The organism is Microcella sp. (assembly GCF_030645145.1).
Lineage (GTDB): Bacteria > Actinomycetota > Actinomycetes > Actinomycetales > Microbacteriaceae > Microcella.
Genome location: NZ_JAUSMI010000149.1, coordinates 1 through 26,358, shown reverse-complemented (window position 1 = coordinate 26,358; position 26,358 = coordinate 1). Strand labels below are relative to the sequence as shown.

29 protein-coding genes and 1 pseudogene are annotated in these 26,358 nt (G+C 71.5%); 12 read left to right on the top strand and 18 right to left on the bottom strand.

What is annotated here, in order from left to right; all coding sequences use genetic code 11:
* Together Q7T15_RS10240 and Q7T15_RS10235 are read right to left on the bottom strand one after the other, a co-directional pair.
* A partial coding sequence (locus Q7T15_RS10240) for a 2-C-methyl-D-erythritol 4-phosphate cytidylyltransferase (RefSeq protein ID WP_304695931.1) occupies window positions 1-262 on the bottom strand: 262 nt, incomplete at its 3' end.
* A 3-nt stretch (window positions 263-265) separates the two neighbouring features.
* The gene (locus tag Q7T15_RS10235; RefSeq protein WP_055858442.1) at window positions 266-748 is read right to left on the bottom strand and encodes a CarD family transcriptional regulator; all 483 of its coding nucleotides are present in this window, start codon (window positions 746-748) and stop codon (window positions 266-268) included.
* 212 nt (window positions 749-960) lie between these two features.
* Between Q7T15_RS10235 and Q7T15_RS10230 the strand changes: the two genes are divergently transcribed.
* On the top strand, window positions 961-1,416 hold the full coding sequence (locus tag Q7T15_RS10230) for a hypothetical protein (protein WP_304695926.1): 456 nt from the start codon (window positions 961-963) through the stop codon (window positions 1,414-1,416).
* A 54-nt stretch (window positions 1,417-1,470) separates the two neighbouring features.
* Here Q7T15_RS10230 and Q7T15_RS10225 read toward each other — a convergent pair whose 3' ends face one another.
* Complete coding sequence (locus tag Q7T15_RS10225; RefSeq protein ID WP_304695924.1) at window positions 1,471-2,151, bottom strand: response regulator transcription factor; 681 nt, start codon at window positions 2,149-2,151, stop codon at window positions 1,471-1,473.
* On the bottom strand, window positions 2,148-3,311 hold the full coding sequence (locus Q7T15_RS10220; RefSeq protein ID WP_304695922.1) for a cell wall metabolism sensor histidine kinase WalK: 1,164 nt from the start codon (window positions 3,309-3,311) through the stop codon (window positions 2,148-2,150). The genes Q7T15_RS10225 and Q7T15_RS10220 overlap by 4 nt, the downstream gene beginning before the upstream one ends.
* A 160-nt stretch (window positions 3,312-3,471) precedes the next feature.
* On the opposite strand from Q7T15_RS10220, the gene phoU reads away from it, so the two are divergent.
* The gene (phoU, locus tag Q7T15_RS10215) at window positions 3,472-4,125 is read left to right on the top strand and encodes a phosphate signaling complex protein PhoU (protein ID WP_304695920.1); all 654 of its coding nucleotides are present in this window, start codon (window positions 3,472-3,474) and stop codon (window positions 4,123-4,125) included.
* 31 nt (window positions 4,126-4,156) lie between these two features.
* Here the strand turns inward: phoU and Q7T15_RS10210 are convergent, their stop codons facing one another.
* The 3 genes from Q7T15_RS10210 to Q7T15_RS10200 are packed head-to-tail and all read right to left on the bottom strand — an operon-like array spanning window position 4,157 to window position 6,141.
* Entirely contained in the window at window positions 4,157-4,840 is a 684-nt protein-coding gene (locus tag Q7T15_RS10210; protein WP_304695918.1) for an enoyl-CoA hydratase/isomerase family protein, read from the bottom strand.
* A gap of 49 nt (window positions 4,841-4,889) precedes the next feature.
* Window positions 4,890-5,378 carry a hypothetical protein gene (locus Q7T15_RS10205; RefSeq protein WP_304695915.1) on the bottom strand — a complete coding sequence of 163 codons (489 nt, stop codon included), beginning with the start codon at window positions 5,376-5,378 and terminating at the stop codon, window positions 4,890-4,892.
* A 19-nt stretch (window positions 5,379-5,397) separates the two neighbouring features.
* On the bottom strand, window positions 5,398-6,141 hold the full coding sequence (locus Q7T15_RS10200; protein ID WP_304695913.1) for a phosphoglyceromutase: 744 nt from the start codon (window positions 6,139-6,141) through the stop codon (window positions 5,398-5,400).
* A 44-nt stretch (window positions 6,142-6,185) separates the two neighbouring features.
* On the opposite strand from Q7T15_RS10200, the gene Q7T15_RS10195 reads away from it, so the two are divergent.
* Window positions 6,186-7,076, top strand: a complete 891-nt coding sequence (locus tag Q7T15_RS10195; protein ID WP_304695911.1) for a class I SAM-dependent methyltransferase — start codon at window positions 6,186-6,188, stop codon at window positions 7,074-7,076.
* Between the two features lie 168 nt (window positions 7,077-7,244).
* Here Q7T15_RS10195 and Q7T15_RS10190 read toward each other — a convergent pair whose 3' ends face one another.
* The 4 genes from Q7T15_RS10190 to Q7T15_RS10175 all read right to left on the bottom strand — a co-directional run bounded on the left by Q7T15_RS10190 (window position 7,245) and on the right by Q7T15_RS10175 (window position 10,549).
* Window positions 7,245-8,354, bottom strand: a complete 1,110-nt coding sequence (locus Q7T15_RS10190) for an aromatic acid exporter family protein (protein WP_304695909.1) — start codon at window positions 8,352-8,354, stop codon at window positions 7,245-7,247.
* Window positions 8,355-8,399: 45 nt separating this feature from the next.
* The gene (locus Q7T15_RS10185) at window positions 8,400-9,563 is read right to left on the bottom strand and encodes a folate-binding protein YgfZ (protein WP_370689139.1); all 1,164 of its coding nucleotides are present in this window, start codon (window positions 9,561-9,563) and stop codon (window positions 8,400-8,402) included.
* Window positions 9,553-10,149: an FABP family protein gene (locus tag Q7T15_RS10180; protein ID WP_304695907.1), complete on the bottom strand. Its 597-nt coding sequence runs from the start codon at window positions 10,147-10,149 to the stop codon at window positions 9,553-9,555. The genes Q7T15_RS10185 and Q7T15_RS10180 overlap by 11 nt, the downstream gene beginning before the upstream one ends.
* A gap of 133 nt (window positions 10,150-10,282) precedes the next feature.
* Window positions 10,283-10,549 (bottom strand): hypothetical protein, encoded by a 267-nt coding sequence (locus Q7T15_RS10175; RefSeq protein ID WP_304695904.1) that lies wholly within the window; start codon window positions 10,547-10,549, stop codon window positions 10,283-10,285.
* Between the two features lie 50 nt (window positions 10,550-10,599).
* Between Q7T15_RS10175 and Q7T15_RS10170 the strand changes: the two genes are divergently transcribed.
* Window positions 10,600-11,283 (top strand): winged helix family transcriptional regulator, encoded by a 684-nt coding sequence (locus Q7T15_RS10170; RefSeq protein WP_304695902.1) that lies wholly within the window; start codon window positions 10,600-10,602, stop codon window positions 11,281-11,283.
* Window positions 11,284-11,306: 23 nt separating this feature from the next.
* Here Q7T15_RS10170 and Q7T15_RS10165 read toward each other — a convergent pair whose 3' ends face one another.
* Entirely contained in the window at window positions 11,307-11,717 is a 411-nt protein-coding gene (locus tag Q7T15_RS10165) for an arsenate reductase ArsC (RefSeq protein WP_304695900.1), read from the bottom strand.
* Window positions 11,718-11,780: 63 nt separating this feature from the next.
* Window positions 11,781-12,674, bottom strand: coding sequence for a metalloregulator ArsR/SmtB family transcription factor (locus Q7T15_RS10160; protein ID WP_304695898.1), 894 nt, complete (start codon window positions 12,672-12,674; stop codon window positions 11,781-11,783).
* 35 nt (window positions 12,675-12,709) lie between these two features.
* Here Q7T15_RS10160 and Q7T15_RS10155 point away from each other — a divergent pair, with 35 nt between their 5' ends.
* From Q7T15_RS10155 to pstB, 8 genes and pseudogenes are all read left to right on the top strand, one after another.
* The gene (locus tag Q7T15_RS10155; RefSeq protein ID WP_304695896.1) at window positions 12,710-13,450 is read left to right on the top strand and encodes an aquaporin; all 741 of its coding nucleotides are present in this window, start codon (window positions 12,710-12,712) and stop codon (window positions 13,448-13,450) included.
* Complete coding sequence (locus tag Q7T15_RS10150; RefSeq protein ID WP_304695894.1) at window positions 13,447-14,739, top strand: MFS transporter; 1,293 nt, start codon at window positions 13,447-13,449, stop codon at window positions 14,737-14,739. The genes Q7T15_RS10155 and Q7T15_RS10150 overlap by 4 nt, the downstream gene beginning before the upstream one ends.
* Before the next feature lie 50 nt (window positions 14,740-14,789).
* Window positions 14,790-16,985: an RNA degradosome polyphosphate kinase gene (locus tag Q7T15_RS10145; RefSeq protein WP_304695892.1), complete on the top strand. Its 2,196-nt coding sequence runs from the start codon at window positions 14,790-14,792 to the stop codon at window positions 16,983-16,985.
* Window positions 16,982-17,947 carry an NUDIX domain-containing protein gene (locus Q7T15_RS10140; RefSeq protein WP_304695890.1) on the top strand — a complete coding sequence of 322 codons (966 nt, stop codon included), beginning with the start codon at window positions 16,982-16,984 and terminating at the stop codon, window positions 17,945-17,947. Before Q7T15_RS10145 ends, Q7T15_RS10140 begins: the two co-directional genes overlap by 4 nt.
* A gap of 129 nt (window positions 17,948-18,076) precedes the next feature.
* Window positions 18,077-19,177 (top strand): annotated as a pseudogene (locus tag Q7T15_RS10135) (phosphate ABC transporter substrate-binding protein PstS).
* 136 nt (window positions 19,178-19,313) lie between these two features.
* Window positions 19,314-20,261: a phosphate ABC transporter permease subunit PstC gene (gene pstC, locus Q7T15_RS10130; RefSeq protein ID WP_304695888.1), complete on the top strand. Its 948-nt coding sequence runs from the start codon at window positions 19,314-19,316 to the stop codon at window positions 20,259-20,261.
* The gene (gene pstA / locus Q7T15_RS10125; RefSeq protein WP_304695886.1) at window positions 20,261-21,346 is read left to right on the top strand and encodes a phosphate ABC transporter permease PstA; all 1,086 of its coding nucleotides are present in this window, start codon (window positions 20,261-20,263) and stop codon (window positions 21,344-21,346) included. The genes pstC and pstA overlap by 1 nt, the downstream gene beginning before the upstream one ends.
* Before the next feature lie 32 nt (window positions 21,347-21,378).
* Window positions 21,379-22,158, top strand: a complete 780-nt coding sequence (gene pstB / locus Q7T15_RS10120; protein ID WP_304695884.1) for a phosphate ABC transporter ATP-binding protein PstB — start codon at window positions 21,379-21,381, stop codon at window positions 22,156-22,158.
* A gap of 93 nt (window positions 22,159-22,251) precedes the next feature.
* On the opposite strand, the gene Q7T15_RS10115 is transcribed toward pstB, so the two are convergent.
* From Q7T15_RS10115 to Q7T15_RS10095, 5 genes are all read right to left on the bottom strand, one after another.
* Complete coding sequence (locus Q7T15_RS10115) at window positions 22,252-22,989, bottom strand: anti-sigma factor (RefSeq protein ID WP_304695882.1); 738 nt, start codon at window positions 22,987-22,989, stop codon at window positions 22,252-22,254.
* Window positions 22,986-23,585 (bottom strand): sigma-70 family RNA polymerase sigma factor, encoded by a 600-nt coding sequence (locus Q7T15_RS10110; RefSeq protein ID WP_304695933.1) that lies wholly within the window; start codon window positions 23,583-23,585, stop codon window positions 22,986-22,988. Before Q7T15_RS10110 ends, Q7T15_RS10115 begins: the two co-directional genes overlap by 4 nt.
* A gap of 92 nt (window positions 23,586-23,677) precedes the next feature.
* Complete coding sequence (locus Q7T15_RS10105; protein WP_304695880.1) at window positions 23,678-24,088, bottom strand: hypothetical protein; 411 nt, start codon at window positions 24,086-24,088, stop codon at window positions 23,678-23,680.
* Between the two features lie 131 nt (window positions 24,089-24,219).
* Window positions 24,220-24,906 carry a hypothetical protein gene (locus Q7T15_RS10100; protein ID WP_304695878.1) on the bottom strand — a complete coding sequence of 229 codons (687 nt, stop codon included), beginning with the start codon at window positions 24,904-24,906 and terminating at the stop codon, window positions 24,220-24,222.
* Window positions 24,907-24,986: 80 nt separating this feature from the next.
* Window positions 24,987-25,466 (bottom strand): plastocyanin/azurin family copper-binding protein, encoded by a 480-nt coding sequence (locus Q7T15_RS10095; RefSeq protein ID WP_304695876.1) that lies wholly within the window; start codon window positions 25,464-25,466, stop codon window positions 24,987-24,989.
* Window positions 25,467-26,358 lie beyond the last annotated feature (892 nt).

Below are 26,358 nucleotides of genomic sequence, written 5' to 3'. Positions count from 1 at the left end.
CGACGGTGACGCTGCCGACCGCAGGGCCGGCGACGCGGGCGGCGATCGTCGCGGCCTCCTCGCGGTGCGAGGCGGGCGCGACGACGACGATGGTGGCGGGCTCGCTCAGCGAGAACGACGCCTCGAGCGCGTGCTCGAGGAGCGACCGGCCGCCGACAGCGACGAAGGCCTTGGGCTCGGGATGCCCGAGCCGCGTTCCGCTGCCCGCGGCGACGATGACGATGCCGACCGCGGGAGCCGCGGACGGATCAGCGGGCGCCACGGATCAGGACGCGAGGACCTCGTCGAGGACGCTCGAGGCCTTCTCCTCGTCGGTCTTCTCGGCGAGGGCGAGCTCGGAGATCAGGATCTGGCGCGCCTTCGCGAGCATGCGCTTCTCTCCCGCGCTGAGACCGCGGTCCTGATCGCGGCGCCAGAGGTCGCGGACGACCTCGGAAACCTTGATGACGTCGCCCGACGCGAGCTTCTCGAGGTTCGCCTTGTAGCGACGCGACCAGTTGGTCGGCTCCTCCGTGAAGGGAGCGCGCAGGACCTCGAACACCTTGTCGAGACCCTCCTGGCCGATCACGTCGCGAACGCCGACGAGGTCGACGTTGTCAGCGGGAACCTCGATCGTGAGGTCGCCCTGAGTGACGTTGAGCTTGAGATACAGCTTCTCTTCGCCCCGGATGGTTCGGTTCTTCACTTCGATGATGGTCGCAGCCCCATGATGGGGGTAGACGACGGTCTCGCCGACCTGGAAAAGCATGGATGGTGGTCCTTCCGCAGAACCTCGATTCTACCACAGGCGTTTCTCAGCATCCCCGGGTGGGTCGCGTCGCGGAGACCGCGCCTGCGCGCGGTAGTGGGCGTTCGACCTGGCTAGACTGAGGGAGGTCGCGCCTGGGCAGACGGAGGTTTCGCGCCGGCGGCCGCCGACTCGACGGGCTCTGGAGGCTATTCGTGAAAAACCGCTGGGCGATGACGACTGCCCTTGCCGCGGCGCTGATGGTGGGCACGACGGGCTGCACCTTCGACGCCGAGATCGCCACGAACATCCCGTACTCGCCGAGCGACGGCACCGGCACCGTGGTCGGCGACGTCGCCGTCCGCAACGCCCTCCTCATCACCGACGACGGCGAGCGTCTGAACCTCGTCGTCTCGCTCGTCAACCGCGGCGAGACCGACCGGGCTGTGACCGTGCAGTGGGAGGGCGGCAGCGGGCGCGAGAGCGAGCGCATCCTCGTCGACGGCAACGACACGACCCAGCTCGGCGGCCCCGAGCAGCGCCAGATCGTCATCGAGGGCGTCGAGGTCACGCCCGGCGCGCTCTACCCGGTCTTCTTCCAGTACGGCGACGAGCCGGGCAGCGAGCTCCTCGTCCCCGTCCTCGACGGCGCGCTCCCCGAGTACGAGCTCTACGTCCCGAGCTCCTAGCCCGGTCCGCTCGGCTCGCGGGTCACCCGACCCGCGCCGAGCATCCGCCCCCGGCTACGCCTCGAAGCGGTAGCCGAGCCCGCGCACCGTCAGCAGCAGCTGCGGGTTCGACGGGTCGGCCTCGATCTTCGACCGGATGCGCTTGACGTGCACGTCGAGCGTCTTGGTGTCGCCGAAGTAGTCGGCGCCCCACACGCGGTCGATGAGCTGCCCGCGCGTGAGCACGCGCCCGGCGTTGCGCAGCAGCAGCTCCAGCAGCTCGAACTCCTTGAGCGGCATCGCGACCTCGCGCCCGTTCACGCTCACCTGGTGGCGGTCGACGTCGACGCGGACTCCCCCGGCCTCGAGGATCCCGTCGTCGATGTCGTCCTCGTCGACGCGGCGGCGCAGAACGGCTCGGATGCGCGCGAGGAGCTCGCGCGTCGAGTAGGGCTTCGTGACGTAGTCGTCGGCGCCGAGCTCGAGCCCCACGACGATGTCGACCTCGCTGTCCTTCGCGGTGAGCATGATGATCGGCACGCTCGACCGCTGACGGATCTCGCGGCACACCTCGGTGCCCGGCAGCCCGGGGAGCATGAGATCGAGCAGGATCAGGTCGGCGCCGCCGCGCTCGAACTCGGCGAGAGCGGCGGGGCCGTCCTCCGCGACCGCCGTCTCGTAGCCCTCCCGGCCGAGGAGGTAGGCGAGGGGCTCGCTGAGCGAGGGCTCGTCATCGACGATGAGGATGCGGGTCATGTGCGTGCCTTCGAGGGGAGAGCGGTGGTCGGGGAGTCTGCGGTCGCCCGCGGGAGGAGGAGCGTGAAGGTCGAGCCGTGGCCGGGCTGCGACCAGACGCGCACGTCGCCGCCGTGGTTCTGCACGACGTGCTTGACGATGCTGAGGCCGAGGCCCGTGCCGCCCGTCGCCCGGGCTCGGGCCTGGTCGACGCGGAAGAAGCGCTCGAAGACGCGGTCGAGATCCTCCTCGGGGATCCCGATGCCCTGATCGGTGACCGCGATCTCGACGACGTCGTCGCGGGCGGTCACGCCGATCCCGACCCGCGAGGGCGAGGGCGAGTACTGCACGGCGTTGATGATGAGGTTGTGGACGGCCGTCACGAGCATCCCCTCGTCGCCCCACACGTGCTCGCCGCTCGGCGTTCCCGAGACGAGCGCGATGCGGTTCGACTCGGCCGCGACCCTGTTCTGGTCGATCGCGGCCTGGATGACGCGGTCGACGGCGACGACCTCCGGGTCGGTGAGCGCGTCGGCGGCCTGCAGCCGGCTGAGCTCGATGATCTCCTGCGTCATGTGGGCGAGCCGCTTCGACTCCTTGCTCATGCGCTTCGCGAAGCGCTGCACCTGCTCGGGGTCGTCGGCGGCCTGCTCGAGCGCCTCGGCGAGGAGGCTGATCGCGCCGATCGGCGTCTTGAGCTCGTGACTGATGTTGGCGACGAAGTCGCGGCGCACGGCCTCGAGGCGCACCGACTCGGTGCGGTCCTCGGCCAGGAGCAGCACGAAGCGCGTGCCGAGGCGCGCCACGCGCACCGTGAGGTGGATGCTCGCATCGCTGAGCGGTCCGCGCGCGATGTCGACGTCCTCCGTCATCGGATCGCCCGAGCGCCGCACGCGGTCGACGAGCTCGATGAGCGGCGCGTGCACGAGGGCGCGATTCCAGACCAGGCCGAGCGTGAGAGCTCCGGGGCTGGCCCTGACGACGGTGTTGCTCGGGTCGAGGACCACGCCGGCGGATTCGAGGACCTCGAGGACGTGGCTCACGCCGTCGGGCACCGATGTCGACACCACTTCGGCCGCGACACGACCCCGCCGGGCTGCGGCGACGACCGTGGCGACAGCGCCTCCCCCGATCGCCGCGCCGAGGAGCAGCGCGAGGGGCACCAGCAGTGCCGAGTCCATGAGCACTAGATTAGACACCACTCACCACCCCGGATCACCGAGGAGGGGGCGCCGGCCGCCGGTGTCGGAGAGTTCACTCTCGGGTCACCTCCCGTTCACCGACGGTGGCCAGATTGGGCTTCGACTGTGCGCCCCGAAGACAGAGCAAGGACGTGACCTGATGCGCGAAGTATTCCAGCAGGAGCTGCGAGAGGTGCAGGAGCGCCTGGTCGAGATCTCGACCCTCGTCGCCATCTCGATCGAGAACGCCACGCGCGCCTTCACCGAGTCGAACGTCTCGCTCGCCGAGACCGTCATCGCCGACGACGACAAGATCGACGTGGCCGCGGCCGAGCTCGACGAGCTCGCCATCAACATCCTCGCCCGCCAGCAGCCGGTCGCCCGCGACCTCCGCATCGTCGTGAGCGCGCTGCGCATCAGCGCCTCGCTCGAGCGCATGGGCGACATGGCCGAGCACATCGCGCAGCTCGCCCGCTACCGCTTCCCCGAGAAGGTCGTCCCGAAGAGCCTGCGGCCGACGTTCGCCGAGATGGGCCAGATCGACGTCGAGATGGCGCGCATGCTCGTCGAGCTGCTCCGCACGGAGGACGTCACGATCGCCGAAGCCATCCGCAACGAGGACGACAAGGTCGACGCCCTCCACCTCAGCGTCTTCGACAAGGTGCTCGGCGAGACGTGGAAGGGCCAGGCCGTCGACACGGTCGACGCGACCCTCGCCTCGCGCTACCACGAGCGCTTCGCGGACCACGCGGTGTCGATCGCGAAGAAGGTCCAGTACCTCGCGACCGGCGACTGGGTGCCGCAGGGCGCCTAGCCCGGCCGGTTCGCCCGTTCAGCGGTTCGGCTCAGGCCGTGTCGCGGAACATCGCCGCGAAGCGCTCGAGCGACGACTGCAGCGCGTCGTCGTAGGTGAGCTCGCCGAGCTCGTAGAACGCGCGGCGGCCCGCGGCCACCGCGGCTCCCCCGCGCGACGCGGCCTCGAGCCACGCCACGACGGCGGGCTCGACATCGGCCGGTTCGCGGACGGCGTTGACGAGGCCGACCTCGCGCGCCCGCTCGGCCGTGAACGGCTCGCCCGAGCCGATGTTCTCCATCGCGAAGCGCGCGCCGATGCGGTGCACGATCGGCACCTGGGCGATCATCGGCCAGACGCCGACGCTCACCTCGAACGTGCCCAGGCGTGCGGTCGGGGTTGCGACGGCGTAGTCGCAGACGGCGACGATCGACGCCCCCGAGGCCACGGCATCCCCGTTCACCGCGGCGGCGATCGGCGTGCTCAGGGTCGGGAAGATGCGCAGCAGGCTCACGAGAGCCGATGCGAACGCGACCGGATCGGCGCCCGCGCGGATCGCGGCCACGTCGAGGCCGCCGCAGAAGCTGTCGCCCGCGCCCGTGAGGAGGATGCCGGTGATCTCGGGGTCGGCGTCGGCGTCGGCGTCGAGGATGCTCCGCTCGAGTGCGCCCATGACGTCGGGGTCGAGGAGGTTCGGGCCGGTGCCGCTGATCTCGATGCGGGCGATGCGCGTCATGGTGGGCCTTCCTACTGCATCAAGGGACGGTGACTCATGGCTCCCGCGGCTACAGCAGCGGGAACTGATCGACGACGCGCACCCGGTCGGGGTCGCCGTCGGGGGCGAGGTCGAGCACCGCGACGGCGCGGAGCTCGAGGCGCTCGCCGCGCTCGATGCGGCCCGCGCGGTCATCCGACTCGGCGGCGACGGCCACGAACGGCCGGTACCGGCGGGCGACGATGCTCGGGTCGTCGACCCGGACTCCGAGGTCGCGCAGGTCGACGACGAGCGCGAGGTGGGCATCCGCCAGATCGCCGTCATCGACGACGAGGGTCGCGTCGACCTCGTCGGCACCGACCACCTCGTCGTCGCCGCCACGCGCGACGAAGACGCCGTGGCTCGAGTACGCGGCCTCGACCGCCGACACGACCTGGTCGAGGTCGGCGTCGGTCGAGGCGGCCGCGAGCAGCGTCACGTGGAGGGGCAGCTCGTCGGCCTCGAACTCGGCCTCGAGCGCGACGTCGTCGAGGAAGGCGACGACCGCGAAGCGCAGCATGGGCGCGGGGTGCTCTCGGCTACTTCTTGCCCTGGCTCGCGACCGCGGCGGCGCCGGCGGCGGCGGCCTCCGGGTCGAGGTACTCGGCGGGCTTGATCGGCATGAAGTCGTCGCCGAGCTCGTACACGAGCGGGATTCCCGTCGGGATGTTGAGGCTCGCGATCTCGTCGTCGCCGATGCCGTCGAGGTGCTTCACGAGCGCGCGCAGCGAGTTGCCGTGGGCGACGACGAGCACCGTCTCGCCGGTCGCGAGGTCCTTGGTGATGTCGCTCTCCCAGTAGGGCAGCATGCGGTCGATGACGAGCTTGAGGCTCTCGGTGCGGGGCACCTCGCCGTCGATGCCGACGTAGCGGGGGTCGTGCACCTGGCTGTACTCGGCGTCGTCGTCGAGCGGCGGCGGCGGGGTGTCGAAGCTGCGGCGCCAGGTCATGAAGAGCTCCTCGCCGTGCTTCTCGAGCGTCTCGGCCTTGTTGAGGCCCTGCAACGCGCCGTAGTGGCGCTCGTTGAGGCGCCAGCTGCGCTTGACCGGCAGCCAGTCGAGGTCGGCGGCGTCGAGCGCGATGTTCGCGGTCTGGATCGCGCGCTTAAGGAGGCTCGTGTAGAGCATGCGCGGCGCGAGGCCCGACTCGGCGATGAGCTCTCCGGCCCGGTGCGCCTCGGCGCGCCCCTGCTCGGTCAGTTCGACATCCACCCAGCCGGTGAAGATGTTCTTCTCGTTCCAGACGGAGTGGCCGTGGCGGAGCAGGATCAGCGTGTGCGACATGGCATCCAGCCTAGCCAGCGCCGGGCATCCGCGAGAATGACGGCATGACGGCGACGCGGGGGGCCAGGGGCCGCATCACGCGCGGCACCACCGGCGTCAACCGGCTGCGCCGCATGGACCGCTGGATCGCCGCCCACCCCGCTCTGCGGCACGCGGCCGACCCCCTCGTCGTCGACCTCGGCTACGGCGCCTCGCACCGCACCGCGCTCGAGCTGCTCTCGCGGTTGCGCGCCGTGCGACCCGACGTGCGGGTCGTCGGCATCGAGATCGACCCGGCGCGCGTCGCCGCCGCCGCGCCGTTCGCGCGCGAAGGGCTCGCATTCGCGGTCGGCGGCTTCGAGGTGCCGCTTGCGGGGGATGCCCGGCCCGCCGTGATCCGCGCAGCGAACGTGCTGCGGCAGTACGACGAGGCCGAGGTCGCCGAGGCCTGGGCGACGATGCTCGCGCGGCTGCAGCCCGGCGGACTGCTGCTCGAGGGCACGTGCAACGAGGTCGGCCGGGTCGGGAGCTGGGTCGGGCTGCGAGCCGCGGGGGCGACGGGCGACGATGCGCCGGCGGCGTACGGCGCACGGGCGGCGGGCGCGGCGGTGGCGACGACCGGGCCCGAGACCTTCACGATCGCGCTGCACCTCGACTCGCTCGCCGACGCCGGAGGGCCCTCGGTCGTCGCCGAACGGCTGCCGAAGGCGCTCATCCACCGCAACGTGCCCGGCGAGCGGGTGCACGAGCTGCTGCGGGCGCTCGACGCGCAGTGGGCGCGGCACGCCCCGCTCGCGACGTTCTCGGCCCGGCAGCGCTGGGTCGCCGCGGTGCAGGGGCTGCGCGAGGCCGGCTGGCCCGTGCGCGACGGCGTCACGCGCTGGCGGCTGGGCGAGCTGACGCTGCCGTGGGCCGCGGTCGCGCCGCGCGACGGGGCGCTCGCCCTCGGCGATTAGGCGCCGAGCAGCCCGCTGGTCCAGCCGCTGCCAAATGCAGGCACTGCGGCTCCGAGGCGCGGCGTGTCGGCACGACACGCCGCGTCGCCGACCGGCCGTGCCTGCATTCGGCATCGCACACGTCGGTGCGGGTGCTCCGAGGCGCGCGGCCTGCGAATCGCGACCTCGCTAGATCGGCGGGAGCGCCTGCCGCGCCTGCTCGGGCGTGAGGCCGACCGTGACGAGCACGTCGAACACGAGCGAGCGCAGCAGCACGACGATGACCTGGTCGGGCACCGTGACGGCCCCCGGCACGAGCTCGGGCGCGAGCTCGCCCGCCATCGCGAGCCCGAGGATCCGCGCCCGGTCGCGCTCGGACGGGTCGTCGACGCTGCGGCCGAGGGCACGGACGATCACCGCGGCCTCGTCGAGCAGCCCCGCGAGCCCGGGCCGCTCGACCCCGTCGCGGACGAGGATGTCGACGCGCCGAGCGATCGATCGCACGTGACGCGTCGACAGGTCGGCGGCCGTCAGCTGGGCGGCCTCGGCCGCGAGACGCGCCCTCCCGCGCCGCAGCCACGGGGAGTAGGCGGCGACGGCCCGGGCCGAGTCGAGGGTCTGCGTCCACTCGTCGATGAGGGGCTGCGTGCGGCGGCTGCGCGCGAGCGCGAGGTCGGCGGCCGGCTCGTCGCCGCGGCGAAGCGCGTCGGCGAGTCCGGTGAGCGACTGGTCGAGCACCGAGAAGAGCGCACGCGACTCCCCGCGCGAGCGCAGCACGTCGAGCCGCGGGATGAGCGCCGTGACGACGAGCGCGACGACGGCGCCCACGAGTCCGTCGAGCACGCGCGCGAACACCCCGCCCTCGGGAGCGGGAAGCACGGCGACGAGCATCGACTGCACCCCCGCGGCGATCGCGAACGCGGCCGACGGCGACAGAGCCCGCGCGATCACGAGCGTCACGCCGAGGATCACCGCGATCTGCCACACCCCCTGCCCGAGCAGGACGACGAGCAGCGCCGCTACGGTGATGCCGACCGAGATGCCGACGACGACCTCCGCGACCCGGCGGGGGCGGGCGTCGCGCGCGAGACCGAGCGCCGCGATCGTCACCGTCACGGCGACGACGGGCAGGTCGTGCCCGAGACCGTAGGTCGCGATCGCGTAGGCGGCGACGGCCGCCACGACGATCTGCGCGATGGCCGGCAGCGAGCGCACGACGCGCTGGGCCGCCATGCGGGCATCCATGCGGCGACGGATGCTGCGCTCGAGCCGCGCCATCGAATCGCGCTTCTCAGCCATCGTCGCCTCCGCGAGCCGCGCGAACCGACACCGTCACGGCGCGGCCTAGCGGCGGACGGCGCCGAGGCGCGGGATGCGCGGCACCCCCGCGGTCGCGCCCGCCTCGGGCGGCACGACGACCTCCTGGGCGGCGGCGATCTCGGCGGTCTCGCCGGTGGGGGCTCCGTCGTCGCCGGGCACCTCGGCCGTGACGACGAGCGGCGCGTCGACGGCGAGGGAGCGCTTGACGACGGCGAGCGCGATCGGCCCGAGGTCGTGGTGCCGCGCGGCGGCGGTGACGCGGCCGACCTCGGCTCCGCCGCTCAGCACGGGCGAGCCAGCGACGGGCAGCAGCGAGAGCGTGCCGTCGAGGTGCAGCATGACGAGCCGGCGGGGCGGGTGCCCGAGGTTGTGGACCTTCGCGACGGTCTCCTGCCCGCGGTAGCAGCCCTTCGACAAGTGGACGGCCGAGCGCAGCCAGTCGAGCTCGTGCGGGATCGACCGCTCGTCGACGTCGCTCTGCCGCGGACGCCACGCGGCGATGCGCAGCGCGTCGAGCGCGAGCGAGCCGGCGACGTGCGCGAGCCCCGCCCCCAGCCCCGCGACGAGACCGGGCAGTGAATCGCGCGGCACGAGCAGCTCGACGGCCGGGAACTCGGCGCCGGGGTGCGCCTCGACGCCCGCGTACTGCCAGCCGCCGGACTGCACCTCGACCCACGGGTCGCGCCACACGAGCGGCGTGCCGTTCGGCTCGGCCGCCGAGACGAGCAGCCGCGCGCCCTCGGGCTGCAGCTGACCGAGGGTCGCCCACTCGGCCGAGACGTCGGCGACCTCGACGCGCATCATGAAGCGCATCCGGTCGAGCCAGCCGGCGAGCGGCGCGGCCTGCGCCGCGTCGACGAGCAGCCAGGTCGTCGTGCCGTCATCGAGCAGACGGATGCTGTGCTCGAGCCGCCCCTGCGGGTCGAGCAGCAGGGTCTCCGCGCTCGATCCCGGCGCGAGCTGCCCGACGGCCTGCGAGGTGAGCGAGTCGAGCCAGCGCAGGCGGTCATCGCCCGTGACGGTCACGACTCCGCGGTCGGAGAGGTCGACGATCGCGCGGCCCGCGGCGAGCATCCGCTGCTCGGAGACGGGGTCGCCGTAGTGGGCCGCCGTGACGACGCCGTCGGGCGAGGCGGGCGCGCCGGCGACCGCTCCGGGGACGCTCAGGAAGGCGGACTCAGTCGACACGGGTCAGCGTCCCCGAGGCGTGCGTGCGGAGGTCGTTGCCGAGCGCGGCGATGTCCCACGCCCAGAGCAGGCGGCCGTCGACGAGACCGTAGAGGCGCGTCGCGGCGGCGTACTCCTTGGCGCTCGCGGAGCGCATGACGGCGTCGGTCTGCAGGTCGATGCGCGGGCCGCTGACGGTGCCGAGGTAGAGCTCGCTCACGCCGCCGGGGTGGATGAGCGCGACCTCGATCTCGAAGTCGCCGCGCGGCGTGCGCAGGGTCTCGACCGATTCGGCCGTCGGGTAGGGCCGCTCGCCGACGCCGGGGAGCATGCCGGGGCCGGGGTCGCCCGGCTGCGAGGGGCGGTGCAGGCGCCAGTAGCCGGCCTCGGCGTTGAGGGGCGTGAGCGACTCGTCGAGGATCCACGTCGTGGACGAGTAGTTCAGGTACGGCAGGCCGTCCTGGCTGAAGCTGACGCGCTGGCCGAACTCGTGCTCGCGCGTCGTGCCGGCGTCGTCGTAGTGGACCACGCCCGTGCCCTCCCAGACCCCGATGAGCCACGAGAGGGGGGCGAGCTCGGCGGGCAGGCTCGTGTCGAGATTGAACACGACGCCGCCGATGTCAGCGCTGGCCGCGGTACAGGTTGCGCAGGACGACGATGGACACGCCGCCGATCGCGAGCGACGCCAGAGCGAGCAGGCCGAGGAAGAAGATTTCGATCGCGAGCAGCATGCGCTCAGTCTACGCGCTGGGGACTGTGAGAATCATCGCGAACGACGCGATCGCGAGGATCACCACGACGCCCGTCACGCTCACGAGCATGCGCTTCACGAGGCCGTCCTTCGACTGCAGGCTCACCTGCACGAGGAAGGTCAGCAGCAGGGCGCCGGCCCCGATCACGGGCACCGACGGCAGCCACACCTCGGGACGACCGAGCGAGACGAGGGCGATGACGCCCGCGACGACGGCCACCCAGACGGGGATCGCGGTCGCGAGGGTCCGGCGCATTCCCCCATGCTAGGGCGCTTGTAGACTGAGCCGGACACCCTGGAGGACGAGTGGCTCAGCTGTTGATCCTGACCTCGCAGGTGAACAGCGACGTTCTGCCCGCGCTAGGACTCCTCAGCCACCGGGTCCGCATCATCCCTGCGGAGCCTGCGGCCCTCGTCGGCGCGCCCTCGGCTGACGCGATCATCGTCGACGGCCGCACCGACCTCGCCGCCGCGAAGGGCCTGTGCAAGATCCTCACCGCGACGGGCGCCGGCTCGCCGCTCCTCCTCGTCATCACCGAGGGCGGCCTCACGGCGGTCACCGCCGAATGGGGCATCGACGACGTCATCCTCGACGCGGCGGGGCCCGCCGAGGTGGATGCCCGGCTGCGCATCGCGATCGGCCGCCAGTCGCGCGACGGCGGGTCGAGCATGATCAAGGCCTCGGGCGTCGTCATCGACGAGGCGAGCTACTCGGCGAAGGTGCACGGGCGCACGCTCGACCTGACCTTCAAGGAGTTCGAGCTCCTCCGCTTCCTCGCCGCGAACCCCAGCCGCGTCTTCACGCGCGAGCAGCTGCTGAGCGAGGTGTGGGGCTACGACTACTTCGGCGGCACCCGCACGGTCGACGTGCACGTCCGGCGCCTGCGCGCGAAGCTCGGCGACATGGAGTCGCTCATCGGCACCGTGCGCAACGTCGGCTACCGCTTCACCCTCCACGAGGAGGAGGCGGCGGAGCGCGTCGACTCGTAGCCCGGCTGCGCTTGTCGCGAGGCTCAGGCGGGGAGGATCTCGCCGAGCAGCACCTCGATGCGGCGCTTGATCTCGTCGCGGATGGGGCGCACCGACTCGATGCCCTGGCCGGCCGGGTCGTCGAGCTCCCAGTCCTCGTAGCGCTTGCCGGGGAACACGGGGCACACGTCGCCGCAGCCCATCGTGATGACGACGTCGCTCTCCTGCACCGCCTCGGTCGTGAGCACCTTCGGCACGTTGTGCGCGATGTCGATGCCCTCCTCGGCCATGGCGTCGATGGCGACGGGGTTGATCTGGTCCTTCGGCGCCGACCCGGCGGAGAGCACCTGCACGCGGTCGCCCGCGAGGTGCTGCAGGTAGCCCGCGGCCATCTGCGAGCGGCCGGCGTTGTGCACGCAGACGAAGAGAACGGTGGGGATGCTGTTGTCGCTCATGCTCGTAAGCATAGATGGTGATCTATGCGATTTCCACTCGCTGCCGAACGATTCACCCGCTGTTCACACGAGCGAGTCGAGCAGCCCCCGCACCCGCGCATCGATGTCGTCGCGGATCCGGCGCACCTCCTCGAGCGGGCGCCCCACGGGGTCGTCCACCGCCCAGTCGAGGTAGCGCCGCCCCGGATACACGGGGCACGCGTCGCCGCAGCCCATCGTGACGACGACGTCGGCGGCGCGCACCGCCTCGTCGGTGAGCGGCTTCGGGAACTCGCCGCCGAGCGGCACCCCGATCTCGTCGAGCGCCGCGACGACGGAGGCGCGCACCGCCTCGGCGGGAGCGGAGCCGGCCGTGCGCACGCTCACGCGATCGCCGCCGAGCTGCCGCAGGATCGCCGCGGCGAGCTGCGAGCGCCCCGCGTTCTGCACGCACACGAACAGCACCTCGAGGGGTCGGCCGGCCTCATCCCGGCGAGCGACCGCGGCGAGCGCTGCGAGACGATCGGCCGCGAACCGGGCGGTGAGCGACGGCAGGAACCGGGTGATGCGCGCGCCGTCGGCGAGGAGGTCGTAGCTCTCGAGCACGTAGCGCTCGACCGTGCCCCGCGAGAAGGTGCCCTCGAAGCGCAGGGCCAGGTCGCCGATGATGCGCTGCAGGACGTGGCCCGTCATCCGCGCGGCCGGGGCCGCGTCGAGCACGTCGGCGACCCGGTCGAGCTCCTCCGGCGCGACCGAGTACCAGACCCGGCGCCCCTCCGGCTCGCCCATGACGAGGCCGAGATCGCGCAGTCGCGCCAGGTGGTGCGAGACGGTCGGCTGGGTGAGCTCGAGCGCGTCCGCGAGCGCCCCGACCGTGGCGCGCCCGTCAGGGGCGGAGAGGAGGCGCCGGAGGATGGCCGCGCGGGTCGGGTCGGTGAGCGCGCGGAGCGCGCCATCCGTCATCGCCTCGCCACTCATAGACGACAGTCTATCGACGGGCGTAGCATCGCACCATGACCGCCGCCGCCGACCCCGCGCCCGCTCCGCTCTCGCTCGGGCGCCGCGCCCTCGTCGAGGGCCTCGGCGCCGCGACCCTCGCGGCCGTCGTGATCGGCTCGGGCGTCATGGCGACGCGCCTCAGCGACGACGTCGGCGTGCAGCTACTCATGAACGCGATCGCGACGGTCTTCGCGCTCTTCGTGCTCATCGCCGCGCTCGGCGGGCTCAGCGGCGCGCACCTCAACCCCGCGGTGACCCTGGTCATGCTCGCTCTCCGTCGCACCGGGCCGGTCGACGCGGCCGTGTACATCCCCGCGCAGGTCGCCGGCTGCCTCGCGGGAGCCGCGCTCGCGAACCTCATGTTCGGGCTCCCCGTCGTCGCGATCAGCACGACCGACCGCGCCGAGCCCGCGACCCTCCTCGCCGAGGTCGTCGCCACGGCGGGGCTCATCGCGGTCATCCTGCTACTGGCCCGCCAGGGCAGGGACGCCCTCATCGCGCCCGCGGTCGCCGCCTACATCGGCGCCGCCTACTTCTTCACGAGCTCGACGAGCTTCGCGAACCCCGCGATCACAATCGGACGCATCGCGAGCGACACCTTCGCCGGGATCGCCCCGGCGAGCGCCGGGCCGTTCATCGTCGCTCAGCTCGTCGGCGCGGCGATCGCGGTCGGCGTCGCGCTCGCGCTCGCCCCGCGCGCTGCCATGGCGCGCGCGACGACGGCTGCTCCGCCCGCGGAGGCGGCGCGCGCATGACCCGGCGAGCGCCGACCCCGCGCCGCGTCGAGGGGACGTACTACGCGCTCACGCTCGGCAGCACGCTCGCGGCGTCGTTCATCTGGGGCATCAACACGCTCTTCCTGCTCGACGCGGGGCTGACCAATCTCGAGGCATTCGCGGCCAACGCGTTCTTCACCGCGGGCATGGTCATCTTCGAGATCCCGACCGGGGTCGTCGCCGACACGTGGGGGAGGCGCGCCTCCTACCTGCTCGGAACGGTGACGCTCGCCGTCACGACCTTCGCCTACTGGGTGATGTGGGTGCAGCAGGCGCCGTTCTGGGCGTGGGCGATCGTCTCGGTGCTACTGGGCCTCGGCTTCACCTTCTTCTCCGGCGCGGTCGACGCGTGGCTCGTCGACGCCCTGCGCGCGACCGACTACCGCGGCGCGCTCGAGACCGTCTTCGGCCGCGCGCAGGTCGTCGCAGGCGTCGCGATGCTCACGGGCTCGGTCGCGGGCGGCATCATCGCCCAGGCGACCGACCTCGGCGTGCCGTTCCTCGTGCGCGCGGGCGTGCTCGTGGCCATGCTCGTCATCGCGGCCGTGCTCATGCGCGACCTCGGCTTCACGCCCGTGCGCGGCGCGACGCCGATGGCCGCCGTGCGCGACGTCATACGCTCGTCGGTGCGGCACGGGCTCGGGCGGCCGCCCATCCGCTGGCTCATGATCGCGGCGCCGTTCACGACGGGCGTCGGCATCTACGCCTTCTACGCGCTGCAGCCCTACCTGCTCGAGCTCGGCGGCGACGACGGCGCCTACGCGCTCGCGGGCCTCGCGGCCGCCGTCATCTCGGGCGCCTCGATCGCGGGAGGAGCGCTCGCGCCGGTCGTCCGCCGGCTCGTCCGGCGCCGCACGACTCTCCTGCTCGCCTCGGCCGCGACCTCCGCCGCGGTGCTCGTCGCGTTCTTCTTCGTCCGCGAGCTGTGGGTCGCGATCGCCCTGCTCGCCGCGTGGGGAATCGCCTCCTCGATCGGGCAGCCGGCGCAGCGGGCCTACCTCAACGACATGATCCCCTCGGCGCAGCGCGCGACCGTGCTCTCCTTCCACTCGCTCCTCGGCAGCGCGGGCGGCGTCGCCATCCAGCCCGCCCTCGGACGCGCGGCCGATGTCGGCGGATACGGATACTCGCTGCTGTGGGGCGGCATCGTCTCGACGATCGCGATCCCGTTCCTCGCCGCGAGCCGCGCGCAGCGCGACCCGGCAGACACCGCGGTCGCGCCGGGCGAGGTCGTCGGTGACGAGCCGTCGCCCCGGTCCGCCGACTGAGCGACGACGCGGAACCCCGGCCGGGCATCCCCCCCTGGCATGATGTGCGCATGCAGGACGAGGAGTACCGCACCGATTCGAGCTACCAGGTCGATGGGGGCGTCGGGGGCGACTTCCTCGACGACTGGGACGAGACCACGAGCGTCGACGACGGCACGCTGCCCGTCGAGCGGTACCTCGACCGCGAGCTGAGCTGGCTGCGCTTCAACCAACGCGTGCTCGAGCTCGCGGAGGACCCGGCCGTCCCGCTGCTGGAACGCGTCAACTTCCTCGCGATCTTCGCCTCGAACCTCGACGAGTTCTTTATGGTCCGCGTCGCCGGCCTCAAGCGGCGCATCGTCACCGGCCTCGCCGTGCCGACCAACATCGGACGGGCGCCGGCGGATGTCCTCGCCGACATCAATCGGACGGCCCTCGAGCTGCAGCACCGGCACGCTCTCTGCTTCCACAGCCTCGTGAAGCCCGAGCTCGACGATGCGGGCATCCACATCGAGAACTGGGCGGACCTCGACGAGGCCGACCGCATCCAGGTCGATCAGACGTTCTCGAAGCAGATCTTCCCCGTCCTCATGCCGCTCGCGGTCGACCCCGCCCACCCCTTCCCGTACATCTCGGGGCTCTCGCTCAACCTCTCGGTGCGCGTGCGCAACCCGAAGACGGAGAAGGTCGAGTTCGCGCGCCTGAAGGTGCCGCAGGTGCTGCCGCGCTTCGTGCCGCTGCCGGACGACGGCTCGGGGCTGCAGCGCTTCCTCACCCTCGAGGACCTCATCTCGAACCACCTCGGCGAGCTCTTCCCCGGCATGGAGATCCTCGAGCACCACGAGTTCCGCGTCACGCGCAACGAGGACGTCGAGATCGAGGAGGACGAGACCGAGAACCTCATCCAGGCGCTCGAGCGCGAGCTGCTCCGTCGGCGCTTCGGCCCGCCCATCCGCCTCGAGATCACCGATGACATGGACGACCTGACGCTCGGCCTGCTCGTGCGCGAGCTCGGCATCACCGAGCAGGAGGTCTACCGGCTCCCCGCGCCGCTCGACCTCGGCGGGCTGTTCGAGATCTCGAAGATCGACCGGCCGCACCTCAAGTACCCCAAGCACGTGCCCGTCACCCCGTTGCAGCTGCAGCCGAGCGAGCCGAACGCGACGCCCGACCTCTTCCGCGCGATCGGGCGCTCCGACGTGCTCGTCCATCACCCCTACGAGTCGTTCGCGACGAGCGTCCAGGCCTTCCTCGAGCAGGCGGCGCGCGACCCGAACGTGCTCGCCATCAAGCAGACGCTCTACCGCACGAGCGGCGACAGTCCCATCGTCGAGGCGCTCATCGACGCCGCCGAGGCCGGCAAGGCCGTCCTCGCGCTCGTCGAGATCAAGGCGCGCTTCGACGAGCAGAACAACATCGAGTGGGCCCGCAAGCTCGAGAAGGCCGGCGTGCACGTCGTCTACGGCCTCGTCGGCCTCAAGACGCACTGCAAGCTCGCACTCGTCGTGCGGCAGGAGAAGAACGGCGAGCTGAAGTACTACTCGCACGTCGGCACGGGCAACTACAACCCGAAGACGAGCCGCATATACGAGGACCTCGGCCTGTTCACCGCCGACCCGCAGGTGGGCAAGGACCTCACGCGGCTGTTCAACGAGCTCTCCGGCTACGCCATCGAGAAGAAGTACAAGCGCCTGCTCGTGGCGCCGCGCTACCTGCGGCGCGGGTTGCTCCGCGGCATCAGCGGCGAGATCAAGGCCGCGAAGGAGGGGCGCGAGTCGGGCATCCGCATCAAGGTGAACTCGCTCGTCGACGAGGCGATCATCGACGCGCTCTACCGCGCCAGCAACGCCGGAGTGCCGGTCGACATCGTCGTGCGCGGCATCTGCGCGCTCGTGCCCGGGCTCGAGGGGGCGAGCGAGAACATCCGCGTGCGCAGCGTGCTCGGCCGCTACCTCGAGCACTCGCGCGTGTTCTCCTTCCGCAACGGCGGCGAGCCCCACGTCTGGATCGGCAGCGCCGACATGATGCACCGCAACCTCGACCGGCGGATCGAGGTGCTCGTGCGCCTCACCGACCCCCTGCACCTCGCGCAGGTCGACGCGATGTTCGACCTCGCGATGAGCGACGCGACGAGCGCGTGGGCGCTGCGGCCGGACGGCGAGTGGGAGCGCCGCCACCGCGACGATAAGGGCCGCGCGCTCGCCGACATGCAGAATGTGGTCATGACCACCGTGACCGCGCGCCGTCGGCTCGGCGGCACCCGATGACCCCGGCGGATGCCCCGGGCGAGGCCGCGACCGACGCCGTCGTCGCCGCCGGCGCCGTGGTGTGGAAGCTCGTCGACGGCAAGGTGCGGGTGCTGCTCGTCCACCGCACCCAGCACAAGGACGTCACGATCCCCAAGGGCAAGGTGGACCCGGGCGAGACGCTGCCGCAGACCGCGGTGCGCGAGATCCAGGAGGAGACGGGCTTCGACGTCGACCTCGGCGCGCCGCTCGGCGCCGTCGAGTACACCCTTCCCAACGGGCGGCCGAAGATCGTGCACTACTGGTCGGCCGAGGTCGACCCGGGTGCCGCCGAGCGGCACACCTACGAGGCCAACGGCGAGATCCTCGCGCTCGAATGGCTGCCGATCGCGAAGGCCTCCAAGCACCTCACGTACGAGCACGACGCCGACGTGCTCGACCGCTTCGCTGCGCAGGTCGAGGCGGGCCACGCGCGCACCTTCGCCCTCGTCGTGCTGCGGCACGGCAAGGCCATGCCGCCCGAGCAGTGGGACGGCCCCGACCACACCCGGCCGCTCCTGCACCGCGGCATCGAGCAGTCGCTCGCGGTCGCCGGCGGCATCGCCGCCTACGGGCCCGAGCGGCTCGTGTCGTCGACCGCGGCCCGCTGCCTGTCGACGATCGGGCCGACCGCCGCGATCACGGGCCTCGACGTGAAGGCCTCGACGACGCTCAGCCAGGACGCGTGGACGGGCGACGGCGCGCGCGTGAGCGCGGCCGTGGCCAAGCGCGTCGCCAAGCGCCAGTCGGTCGTGGTGTGCTCGCACGGCCCGGTGATCCCGCAGATCATCGAGGCCGCGGCATCCCTCGGCGGGGCCACGGTCACGCGCGACCTGCGGCGCAGCGCGTCGCTCGGCACCGGCGAGTACTCGGTCCTGCACTTCTCGCTCGAGAGCGAGACGCCGTGGCTCGTGGCGGTCGAGACGCACTCCTCAGGGCTCTAGCGTTCCCCGCTCGTTCACCTTCCGTTCACCGACGAGGACGACGGTGGTCACCAGCGCTTCGTAGCGTCGAACCTCGTGCGGCCCCCTTGCGCCGTGCAGAACCCGTCACCGATCCCCGAAGGGAACACAGTGAACATCACACGTGCGAGCGGCTTCACCGCTCTCATCGCCGCCAGCGCCATCGTGCTGAGCGGATGCGCCGCCAACGAGCCCGGCGGCGCCGCGCCGGAGGAGACCGAGGGCGCATCGTCGCTCGAGGGCACCCTCGTCGGCGCGGGCGCCTCCTCGCAGCAGTCGGCACAGGAGGCCTGGGTCGCCGCGTTCCAGGACGCCAACCCCGACGTCACCGTCGAGTACGACCCCTCGGGCTCGGGCGCCGGTCGCGACACCTTCATCGCGGGCGGGTCGGCCTTCGCCGGCTCCGACCGCGCGTTCAAGGACGATGAGATCGCCGCGGGCTAGTTCGGCCGCTGCGTGCCCGAGTCGGGCATCGTGGAGATCCCCGCCTACGTGTCGCCGATCGCCGTCATCTTCAACCTCGAGGGCGTCGACTCCCTCAACCTCGACCCGGCCACCATCGCGGGCATCTTCGCGGGCACGATCACCAACTGGAACGACGAGGCCATCGCGTCGCAGAACGAGGGCGTCGAGCTCCCCGACCTCGCGATCACGCCCGTCCACCGCGCTGATGACTCGGGCACGACCGAGAACTTCACCGGCTACCTCTTCGAGGCGGCGGGCGACGTGTGGACGGCTGAGCCCGACGGCGTGTGGCCGTTCGAGTCCGGCGAGGCCGCTCAGGGCACCTCGGGCGTCGTGGACGCCGTCACCAACGGCACCGGCACCATCGGCTACGCCGACGCCTCGCGCGCCGGCGATCTCGGCACCGTCTCGGTGAAGGTCGGCGACGAATACGTTCCGTTCTCGCCGGAGGCCGCTGCGGCCGTCGTCGACGCCTCGCCGTTCGTCGAGGGCCGGGGCGAGGGCGACCTCGCCATCGAGCTCGACCGCGGGACCGACGCCTCGGGCGTGTACCCCGTCGTGCTCGTGAGCTACCTCATCGGCTGCGTCGAGTACCAGGACGCCGCCGACGCCGAGCTCGTGTCGGCCTACTTCAGCTACATCATCTCGGAGGAGGGCCAGCAGGCCGCCGCCGAGGCCGCCGGTTCGGCGCCCATCTCGGACGCGCTCCGCGAGCGCGCGACCGCGGCGGTCGAGCTGATCGGCTAGTTCACCACCACTCCTGCCGGGCGCGGGCGCCTCTCGCATTGTGCGAGGCACCCGCGCCCGGCAGACTGTCCGGGGGAATCTCCCCGGCACCATCCGCCCCCGCGTCACGCAGCGCCCCGAGCGAGGACACTCTCCGATGACCGCACTGGGAACCCCGCCCAGAATCGCAGCCAAGCAGCGCCCCGGCGACCGCGTCTTCGCCGGCTCAGCCGCACTCGCCGGCTCCCTCATCCTGGCGACGCTCGCTCTCGTGGCGGCGTTCCTGGTGATCCAGAGCATCCCCGCCGTCACCGTTCCCGCCGATCAGCTGAGCATCCTCGGCGGAGACACTTTCCTCGAGTACGTCGCGCCCCTCGTCTTCGGCACCGTCTGGGCCGCGCTGATCGCCCTCGTGCTCGCCGTCCCCATCGCCCTCGGCATCGCGCTCTTCATCTCGCACTACGCGCCCCGGCGGCTGGCCCAGGGGCTGGGCTACATCATCGATCTGCTCGCCGCGGTGCCCTCAGTCGTCTTCGGCCTGTGGGGCGGCAACGTCCTCGCCCCGGCGATCCAGCCGTCCTACACATGGCTGTGGGAGAACCTCTCTTTCATCCCGCTCTTCGCCGGCCCGCCCTCGGGCACCGGGCGCACCGTCCTCACCGCGGGCATCGTCCTCGCCGTCATGATCCTGCCGATCATCACGGCGCTGTGCCGCGAGGTGTTCCTCCAGACGCCCGTCCTGCACGAGGAGGCCGCGCTCGCGCTCGGCGCCACGAGATGGGAGATGATCCGGATGACCGTGCTCCCGTTCGGACGCCCGGGCATCATCTCCGCGACGATGCTCGGCCTCGGCCGCGCGCTGGGCGAGACGATGGCCGTCGCGATGGTGCTCTCGGCGACCGGCGTCATCACGGTGAACCTCATCAGTTCGATCAACCCCTCCACGATCGCCGCCAACATCGCGCTCTCGTTCCCCGAGGCGTACGGCGACAACGTCTCCGTGCTGATCGCCACGGGCCTCGTGCTCTTCGCTATCACGCTCGTGGTCAACGCCATCGCGCGCGTCGTCGTCAACCGCCGCAAAGACTTCTCCGGAGCCAACTGATGACCGCGACCTCCGCGATCCACACCGGCGAGTCCAACTCCTTCGCCTCCGGACGACTTCCGAAGGCGACCCCGTGGTGGGTGCTCGCCGCCTGCCTCGCCGCCTCCACCGCCGTCTTCGCGCTGCTCGGGGCGGGTGCGCCCCTCGACGAATTCAACATCGTCGGTGCCGTCTTCTTCGGCGTCCTCGCCTACGCAGTCGTCATCGTCGCGGTCGCGCGGCTCGTCGAAGGGCAGCGGAAGGCCACCGACCGCTTCGTGACGACCCTCGTATCACTCGCGTTCGTGATCGCACTCCTGCCGCTCATCTCGCTCGTCTACACCGTCATCACCAACGGCCTGCCCCGGTTCGACCTCGAGTTCTTCACCTACTCGATGCGCAGCATCGTCGGCGAGGGAGGCGGTGCCATCCACGCGATCGTCGGCACCCTCCTGATGACGGGCACCGCCGCTCTCATCTCGATCCCCATCGGCCTCATGGCCTCGATCTACCTCGTCGAGTACGGCCGAGGCCGGCTCGCGCGCGCGATCACCTTCTTCGTCGATGTCATGACGGGCATCCCCTCGATCGTGGCCGGCCTGTTCGCCTACGCGGTGTTCAGCGCGCTGCTCGGGCCGGGCGAGCGTCTCGGACTCGCGGGGGCGATGGCCCTCGCCGTCCTCATGATCCCCGTGGTCGTGCGGTCATCGGAGGAGATGCTGCGGCTCGTCCCCAACGAGCTGCGCGAGGCCGCGTTCGCGCTCGGCGTGCCGAAGTGGCTCATGATCGTCAAGGTCGTCCTCCCGACCTCGATCGCAGGGATCACGACCGGCATCATGCTGTCGATCGCACGCGTGATCGGCGAGACCGCTCCGCTGCTGATCGCCGCCGGGTTCACCAACAACCTGAACTACGACCTGACCGATGGCCGCATGCAGTCCCTCCCGGTGTTCGTCTACACCTCCTACGTCGCCCAGGGCACCGACGCGCAGGCCTACCTCGATCGCGCCTGGGCCGGAGCGCTGACGCTGATACTGATCGTCATGCTGCTCAACCTCGTCGCTCGCCTCGTCGCCCGCCAGTTCGCCCCCAAGCTCGGCCGCTGAGCCACCCCACCGGATAGGAAAGCACTCGCACCGTGTCCAAGCGCATCGAAGTCAACGACCTCAACGTCTACTACGGCAAGTTCAAGGCCGTGGAGGACATCACCATGGTCATCGAGCCCCGCAGCGTCACCGCCTTCATCGGCCCGTCGGGCTGCGGCAAGTCGACGTTCATCCGCACTCTCAACCGCATGCACGAGGTGATCCCCGGCGCGTACGTCGAGGGCGAGGTGCTCGTCGACGGCAACAACCTCTACGGCCCCGGCGTCGACCCCGTGCTCGTGCGCCGCCAGGTCGGCATGGTCTTCCAGCGGCCCAACCCCTTCCCGACGATGTCGATCCGCGACAACGTGCTCGCGGGCGTCACGCTCAACAACCGCCGCATCTCGAAGTCCGATGCCGACGACCTCGTCGAGAAGTCGCTCCAGGGCGCCAACCTGTGGAACGAGGTCAAGGATCGCCTCGACCGACCCGGCTCGGGTCTCTCCGGCGGCCAGCAGCAGCGCCTCTGCATCGCGCGGGCGATCGCCGTCGAACCCGAGGTGATCCTCATGGACGAGCCGTGCTCGGCCCTCGACCCGATCTCGACCCTCGCCATCGAGGACCTCATCGAGGAGCTCAAGCAGGACTACACGATCGTCATCGTCACGCACAACATGCAGCAGGCCTCGCGCGTGAGCGACCGGACGGCGTTCTTCAACATCGCCGGGACGGGCCAGCCCGGCAAGCTCATCGAGTACGACGACACGCGCGTCATCTTCTCGAACCCGAGCGTCAAGGCGACCGAGGACTACGTCTCCGGCAAGTTCGGATAGACCGCCGCAGCGCACGACGAAGGGCCCGGGAGATCCTCCCGGGCCCTTCGTGATGCTGCAGCGCTGCGCTGTGCTGTGATTCGGTGCGGCGGCCTAGGCCTCCGTCGGTATCGCCACGATCGGCGTCGTCGTCGGCGCGGGGCTTCCCGTGCTCGGCTCGACTGTCACGCCAACGATCGTTCCGGCCTCGAAGGCACCGTCGAGGACCTGGACGACCTCGCCGTTCTCCTCGACCGTGAACAGGCCGGCCGGGGTCGGCTCGCCGTCGGTGATGTACCAGAGGGCGTACGCCTCGTCGTCGCTCAGCTCGGGCAGGCCGTCGAAGACCATCGCCGAGAGGCCGAGCGACTCGGAGCTCACAAGCGTCGCGCTGCCGCCGTCGGTCACGGGAGCCGCGACGGTCTGCACGTCGGGCGCGGCGACGATCGCGGCGAGCTGCTGCGCGTCGTCCCCGGGCTGGAAGAGGTTCGCCGAGACGACTCCCCCGAAGAACAGGGCGACGGCGGCCGCCGCCGCGACGAGGGTCGCCGAGGTGCGCGTGAACCAGCGGGCGTTCGCCTTCTGCTCGGCGGGCGAGGCGGGGCGCGCATCCGTCGCCGGGGTCGCTGCGGGAGCGAGGCTCGTCACGGGCGCGAGGCCCGCAGTCGGGGCGGGCTCGGCGCTCGGGGCCGGCTCGCTCGTGCGGGCCGGAAGCTGCGGGGTCACGGCGACCTGCGCCATGAGCCGCGCCTTCAGGTCGGGCGAGGGGTCGACGGGCGGGAGGGCGAGCGCGAGCTCGGCCGCCACGTCCCCGAAGTCGTCGTAGTCGAAATCGTCGTCAGAGCGGCTCACGATGCCACCCCCATTTCTTCGCGCAGGCGGATCATGCCATCGCGCAATCGTGTCTTGACCGTGCCGATCGGCACGCTCAGCATCTCGGCCACCTCGCTGTGCGAGTAGCCGCCGTAGTAGGCGAGCTCGACGGCCTGTCGCTGCAGGTCGGTCAGTCGAGACAACGCCTTCTCCACTCGGTCGTGCTCCACGCGGATCTCCACGCTCTCCGAGACCGAATCGAACTCCCGGTCCAGATCGCGGATGCCCACCTTGGTGTCGCGGTCACGACTCGACTGCGCGCTGCGCACGCGGTCGATCGCTCGGCGATGGGCCATGGTGAGCATCCAGGTCACCGCTTTCCCCTTATTCGGATCGAAGCGGCTCGCGGTTTGCCAGATCTCGAGCATCACTTCCTGAACGACCTCCTCCGACTGGGAGTGGTCCTTCAGGACGTGCCGCACGAGGCCGAGCATGCGCGATGCCGTCAGGTCGTACAGGTCGCTGAACGCCCGCTGGTCTCCGGTCGCCACGCGCTGCAGGAGCGCGTTCGCCACGTCGGGGGAGGAGAGCGGATCGCGCTCGGCCTCGGGATCGGTACTCACGAGTACCAGCATTCCAGGTGGATGCTGATCCCGCGGCGCGCGCGCCGGTCGCGCGGGATGCGCGGCGGCCCGGTGGACGCGGCGCGGGCGCGTGGCGAGGAGGGTCATGACGCCTCCGCGGGCCGGCGGCGCAGCAGGATGAGCGCGGTCGCGGCCGCCACGGCCACGAGCTGGGCCACGAGAGCGTACGTCTTGTCCGGGTAGTAGGCCGGCTCGAAGAGCAGGGGCAGCCCGATCGCCGTCAGATCCAGCGGGACGAGAGCCGTCACGACGATGAGCGCGGCTCCGCCGGCGGCGATGACGAGGGCGAGGGCATCCGCCCATCGACGTCGCGCGATCACGACGACCGCGATCGCGACGATGTTCGAGACCGCCTGGATGCGGAAGAGGTCGCCTTGCGAGGCGAGCGTGCCGGCGACCGCGTCGAACGGGGCGGCCAGTCGGAGGTGGATGACGGCGTTGACGAGGAGGGCGACGGCGAGGAGGCCGGTGGCGATCCAGCGGACGTAGCGCATGAGCGAGCCCTTCTGTGCGTTCGGTGCGGTGCGTGCGGTGCGGGGTGTGCGGGAACGGGAACGGCCGGTGGAGGTGCCTGGGGGCGCCCTCCACCGGCCGAGGTGGTGCGGTTACTGCAGGATCTCGAGGACTACTGGAGCTCGAGGTTGGTGGCGATGCCGCCGGCGAGCGCGGTCGCGGTCATCGGCATGTGGCTCGCGGCCTCCTTGAGGAGGTCGAAGTAGGCCGGGTCGTTCGCGATGTTGGCGTCGATCGCGGCGATCAGCGAGACGGCGTGCATCTCGAGCTCGGCCTGGACGGCCTCAGCGGGCAGCTCGGGGACGACCGAGTTGATCAGCTGACCGAACGACACGGCGTAGCCGTTGAGGTCGGAGACGGCCTGGTCGACGCCTGCCTGGTCGCCCGTGGCCTTCGCGACCGTGTAGTTCACGAAGAACGGGATGTGCGAGCGCCACGAGTCGAGGAAGGGCTGCTCGGCGTCGGGGTAGGCGGAGCCGACGAGCGCGGCGACCTCGACCGAGTTCTCGTCGAGGGCGGCGACGGCGGCGCCGACCTGCTCGGTGGTGAGGTCTCCGCCATCCTGCAGCGCCTGATCGATCGCGGCACCGGCGAGGTACACGTGGTCGGCGAGCAGCGCGGTGAGCTGGGCGCGGAGGTTCGAGCCGTCGCTGTTGACGGTGTCGATCATGGGCGCCTCGGCCTCGGTCTCCTCCGAGGTCATGGGCTCCTCGGCGGTCTCCTCGGCGGTCGCCGAGCAGCCGGTGAGGACGAGCGCGGCGGCGAGGCCGAGTCCGGCGAAAGCAGTGGTCTTGCGCATTGTGTGCTCCTTGGTTGTGTGTGGTGCTCTGTGCGTGCGATTGCGGAACGTGCGGTCGTGCTGTTCTGCTGTCTCTCGACTCAGCCCTCGACGATGACCATGGCGTTCATCGCCAGGTGCGGCTGGCAGAAGTACGGGTACTCCCCCGGCTCGTCGAAGGTGAACGAGAAGGTGTCGCCCTCCTGCCCCTTCGGCGCGAGCGCGTGATCGAAGAGGCCGTCGGGCGTCTGAGAGCCACGGATGCCCGTGCTCTCGTTGACGTCGCCCCAGGCACCCGACGTGATCGTGTGCCCGATGGTCTCGCCGTTGCGCCACGTGACCGTGGTGCCGACGGGGACCGTGATCGTCTCGGGCATGAACTTCAGCCCGATCGTGATCACCTCGTTCTCTCCCGGTGTGAGCGACTCGTCGGCCGAGGCTGACGGGCTCTGCTGCTCTGGAGCGCTATCGGTCGGCGCCGGAGCGGCGCATCCCGAGAGCACGAGCAGAGCCGCAGGGATCATCAGCAGGCCGGCGAGGCGTGCTCGCCCGGGGCGGAGGGTCCGAGTGGTGAGTGACATGCAAGGGGTTCGGCGCCCTCGGCCGAGGGGTTTGCGCATTCGGCCTGAGTTCGGCTGACTCTCAGGTTCGCGGGGGGCTCGACGGAGTGTCGGCGGCGCGGCTGGCGCGACGGCCCTCGCCGCTGCGCTTCGAAAAGTGCGGAGTGGGTGAACGAGGTTCACGGTGGTGAGGCGACCGCGATGTGACGAGGCGGGGCGTGGCCGCGGGCGTGGGCGCGGGCGTGGGCGCGGGCGGCCGGCTCGCTGGCTGGCTGGCTGGCTGGCTCGCTGGCTCGCTGGCGAAGCGAATGCGCGGGCGAGCGGCGGGAGAGCTGGGGCGGCGGGACGGCCGAGCGCAGAATCCGGGCACAGAAGTGCCGGCCCGCAGAACGCCTCTCGGCGCGTGGCCGCTCGAAGCGGCTGAAGTTGGAGCCCGGGGTTACTGCGGACCGGCACTGTCGAGTGTAACGGCGGGGTCGGCCGCGGCATTCCGCGGGCGTCCAGGTTCGGCCGCCGAGGTGGAGACGTCGCCGCTCGGCCGTTCATGGTGGCCGCTCTCGACCACGCGGTGCGCAGCTCAGGAACGGCGAACGCCCACGCGCATCGTTGCGGGCGAGCCGCGGCCGACCGGGCGCTCGGTTCCTGAGTTGCGCATCGGGCCGCACCGAATGGGGCGCCGGGCGGACCACCTCAGTACGAAATGCAGTCTCTGATGCACGCGGCAAGGCCGTCGGCCGCACGAGCACAGGGATCGGGGGTCCAGCGACTGCACTTGGTGGGGAGGCGGCGGCGTAGCGCTGACCGCGGCACGACGCCGCGGCAGCGTGTGGCGCGCGAGCGGGTCAGATCTGCCCTAGTCGAGGTCGCCGGCGCGCTCGAGGCGCGCGCACGCGGCGAAGTCGCGCGCCGAGGC

What these genes read in the sequence shown, in the direction of transcription:
- Q7T15_RS10150 (WP_304695894.1), top strand. Translation starts at nt 13,447, where the DNA reads ATGACCCGGCGAGCGCCGACCCCGCGCCGCGTCGAGGGGACGTACTAC.
- Q7T15_RS10160 (WP_304695898.1), bottom strand. Translation starts at nt 12,674, where the DNA reads ATGAGTGGCGAGGCGATGACGGATGGCGCGCTCCGCGCGCTCACCGAC.
- Q7T15_RS10200 (WP_304695913.1), bottom strand. Translation starts at nt 6,141, where the DNA reads ATGTCGCACACGCTGATCCTGCTCCGCCACGGCCACTCCGTCTGGAAC.
- Q7T15_RS10190 (WP_304695909.1), bottom strand. Translation starts at nt 8,354, where the DNA reads ATGGCTGAGAAGCGCGATTCGATGGCGCGGCTCGAGCGCAGCATCCGT.
- Q7T15_RS10095 (WP_304695876.1), bottom strand. Translation starts at nt 25,466, where the DNA reads ATGTCACTCACCACTCGGACCCTCCGCCCCGGGCGAGCACGCCTCGCC.
- phoU (WP_304695920.1), top strand. Translation starts at nt 3,472, where the DNA reads ATGCGCGAAGTATTCCAGCAGGAGCTGCGAGAGGTGCAGGAGCGCCTG.
- Q7T15_RS10175 (WP_304695904.1), bottom strand. Translation starts at nt 10,549, where the DNA reads ATGCGCCGGACCCTCGCGACCGCGATCCCCGTCTGGGTGGCCGTCGTC.
- Q7T15_RS10230 (WP_304695926.1), top strand. Translation starts at nt 961, where the DNA reads ATGACGACTGCCCTTGCCGCGGCGCTGATGGTGGGCACGACGGGCTGC.
- Q7T15_RS10205 (WP_304695915.1), bottom strand. Translation starts at nt 5,378, where the DNA reads ATGCTGCGCTTCGCGGTCGTCGCCTTCCTCGACGACGTCGCGCTCGAG.
- Q7T15_RS10220 (WP_304695922.1), bottom strand. Translation starts at nt 3,311, where the DNA reads ATGGACTCGGCACTGCTGGTGCCCCTCGCGCTGCTCCTCGGCGCGGCG.
- Q7T15_RS10145 (WP_304695892.1), top strand. Translation starts at nt 14,790, where the DNA reads ATGCAGGACGAGGAGTACCGCACCGATTCGAGCTACCAGGTCGATGGG.
- Q7T15_RS10235 (WP_055858442.1), bottom strand. Translation starts at nt 748, where the DNA reads ATGCTTTTCCAGGTCGGCGAGACCGTCGTCTACCCCCATCATGGGGCT.
- Q7T15_RS10195 (WP_304695911.1), top strand. Translation starts at nt 6,186, where the DNA reads ATGACGGCGACGCGGGGGGCCAGGGGCCGCATCACGCGCGGCACCACC.
- Q7T15_RS10110 (WP_304695933.1), bottom strand. Translation starts at nt 23,585, where the DNA reads ATGCTGGTACTCGTGAGTACCGATCCCGAGGCCGAGCGCGATCCGCTC.
- Q7T15_RS10155 (WP_304695896.1), top strand. Translation starts at nt 12,710, where the DNA reads ATGACCGCCGCCGCCGACCCCGCGCCCGCTCCGCTCTCGCTCGGGCGC.
- pstC (WP_304695888.1), top strand. Translation starts at nt 19,314, where the DNA reads ATGACCGCACTGGGAACCCCGCCCAGAATCGCAGCCAAGCAGCGCCCC.
- Q7T15_RS10100 (WP_304695878.1), bottom strand. Translation starts at nt 24,906, where the DNA reads ATGCGCAAGACCACTGCTTTCGCCGGACTCGGCCTCGCCGCCGCGCTC.
- Q7T15_RS10140 (WP_304695890.1), top strand. Translation starts at nt 16,982, where the DNA reads ATGACCCCGGCGGATGCCCCGGGCGAGGCCGCGACCGACGCCGTCGTC.
- Q7T15_RS10105 (WP_304695880.1), bottom strand. Translation starts at nt 24,088, where the DNA reads ATGCGCTACGTCCGCTGGATCGCCACCGGCCTCCTCGCCGTCGCCCTC.
- Q7T15_RS10210 (WP_304695918.1), bottom strand. Translation starts at nt 4,840, where the DNA reads ATGACGCGCATCGCCCGCATCGAGATCAGCGGCACCGGCCCGAACCTC.
- Q7T15_RS10225 (WP_304695924.1), bottom strand. Translation starts at nt 2,151, where the DNA reads ATGACCCGCATCCTCATCGTCGATGACGAGCCCTCGCTCAGCGAGCCC.
- Q7T15_RS10165 (WP_304695900.1), bottom strand. Translation starts at nt 11,717, where the DNA reads ATGAGCGACAACAGCATCCCCACCGTTCTCTTCGTCTGCGTGCACAAC.
- pstA (WP_304695886.1), top strand. Translation starts at nt 20,261, where the DNA reads ATGACCGCGACCTCCGCGATCCACACCGGCGAGTCCAACTCCTTCGCC.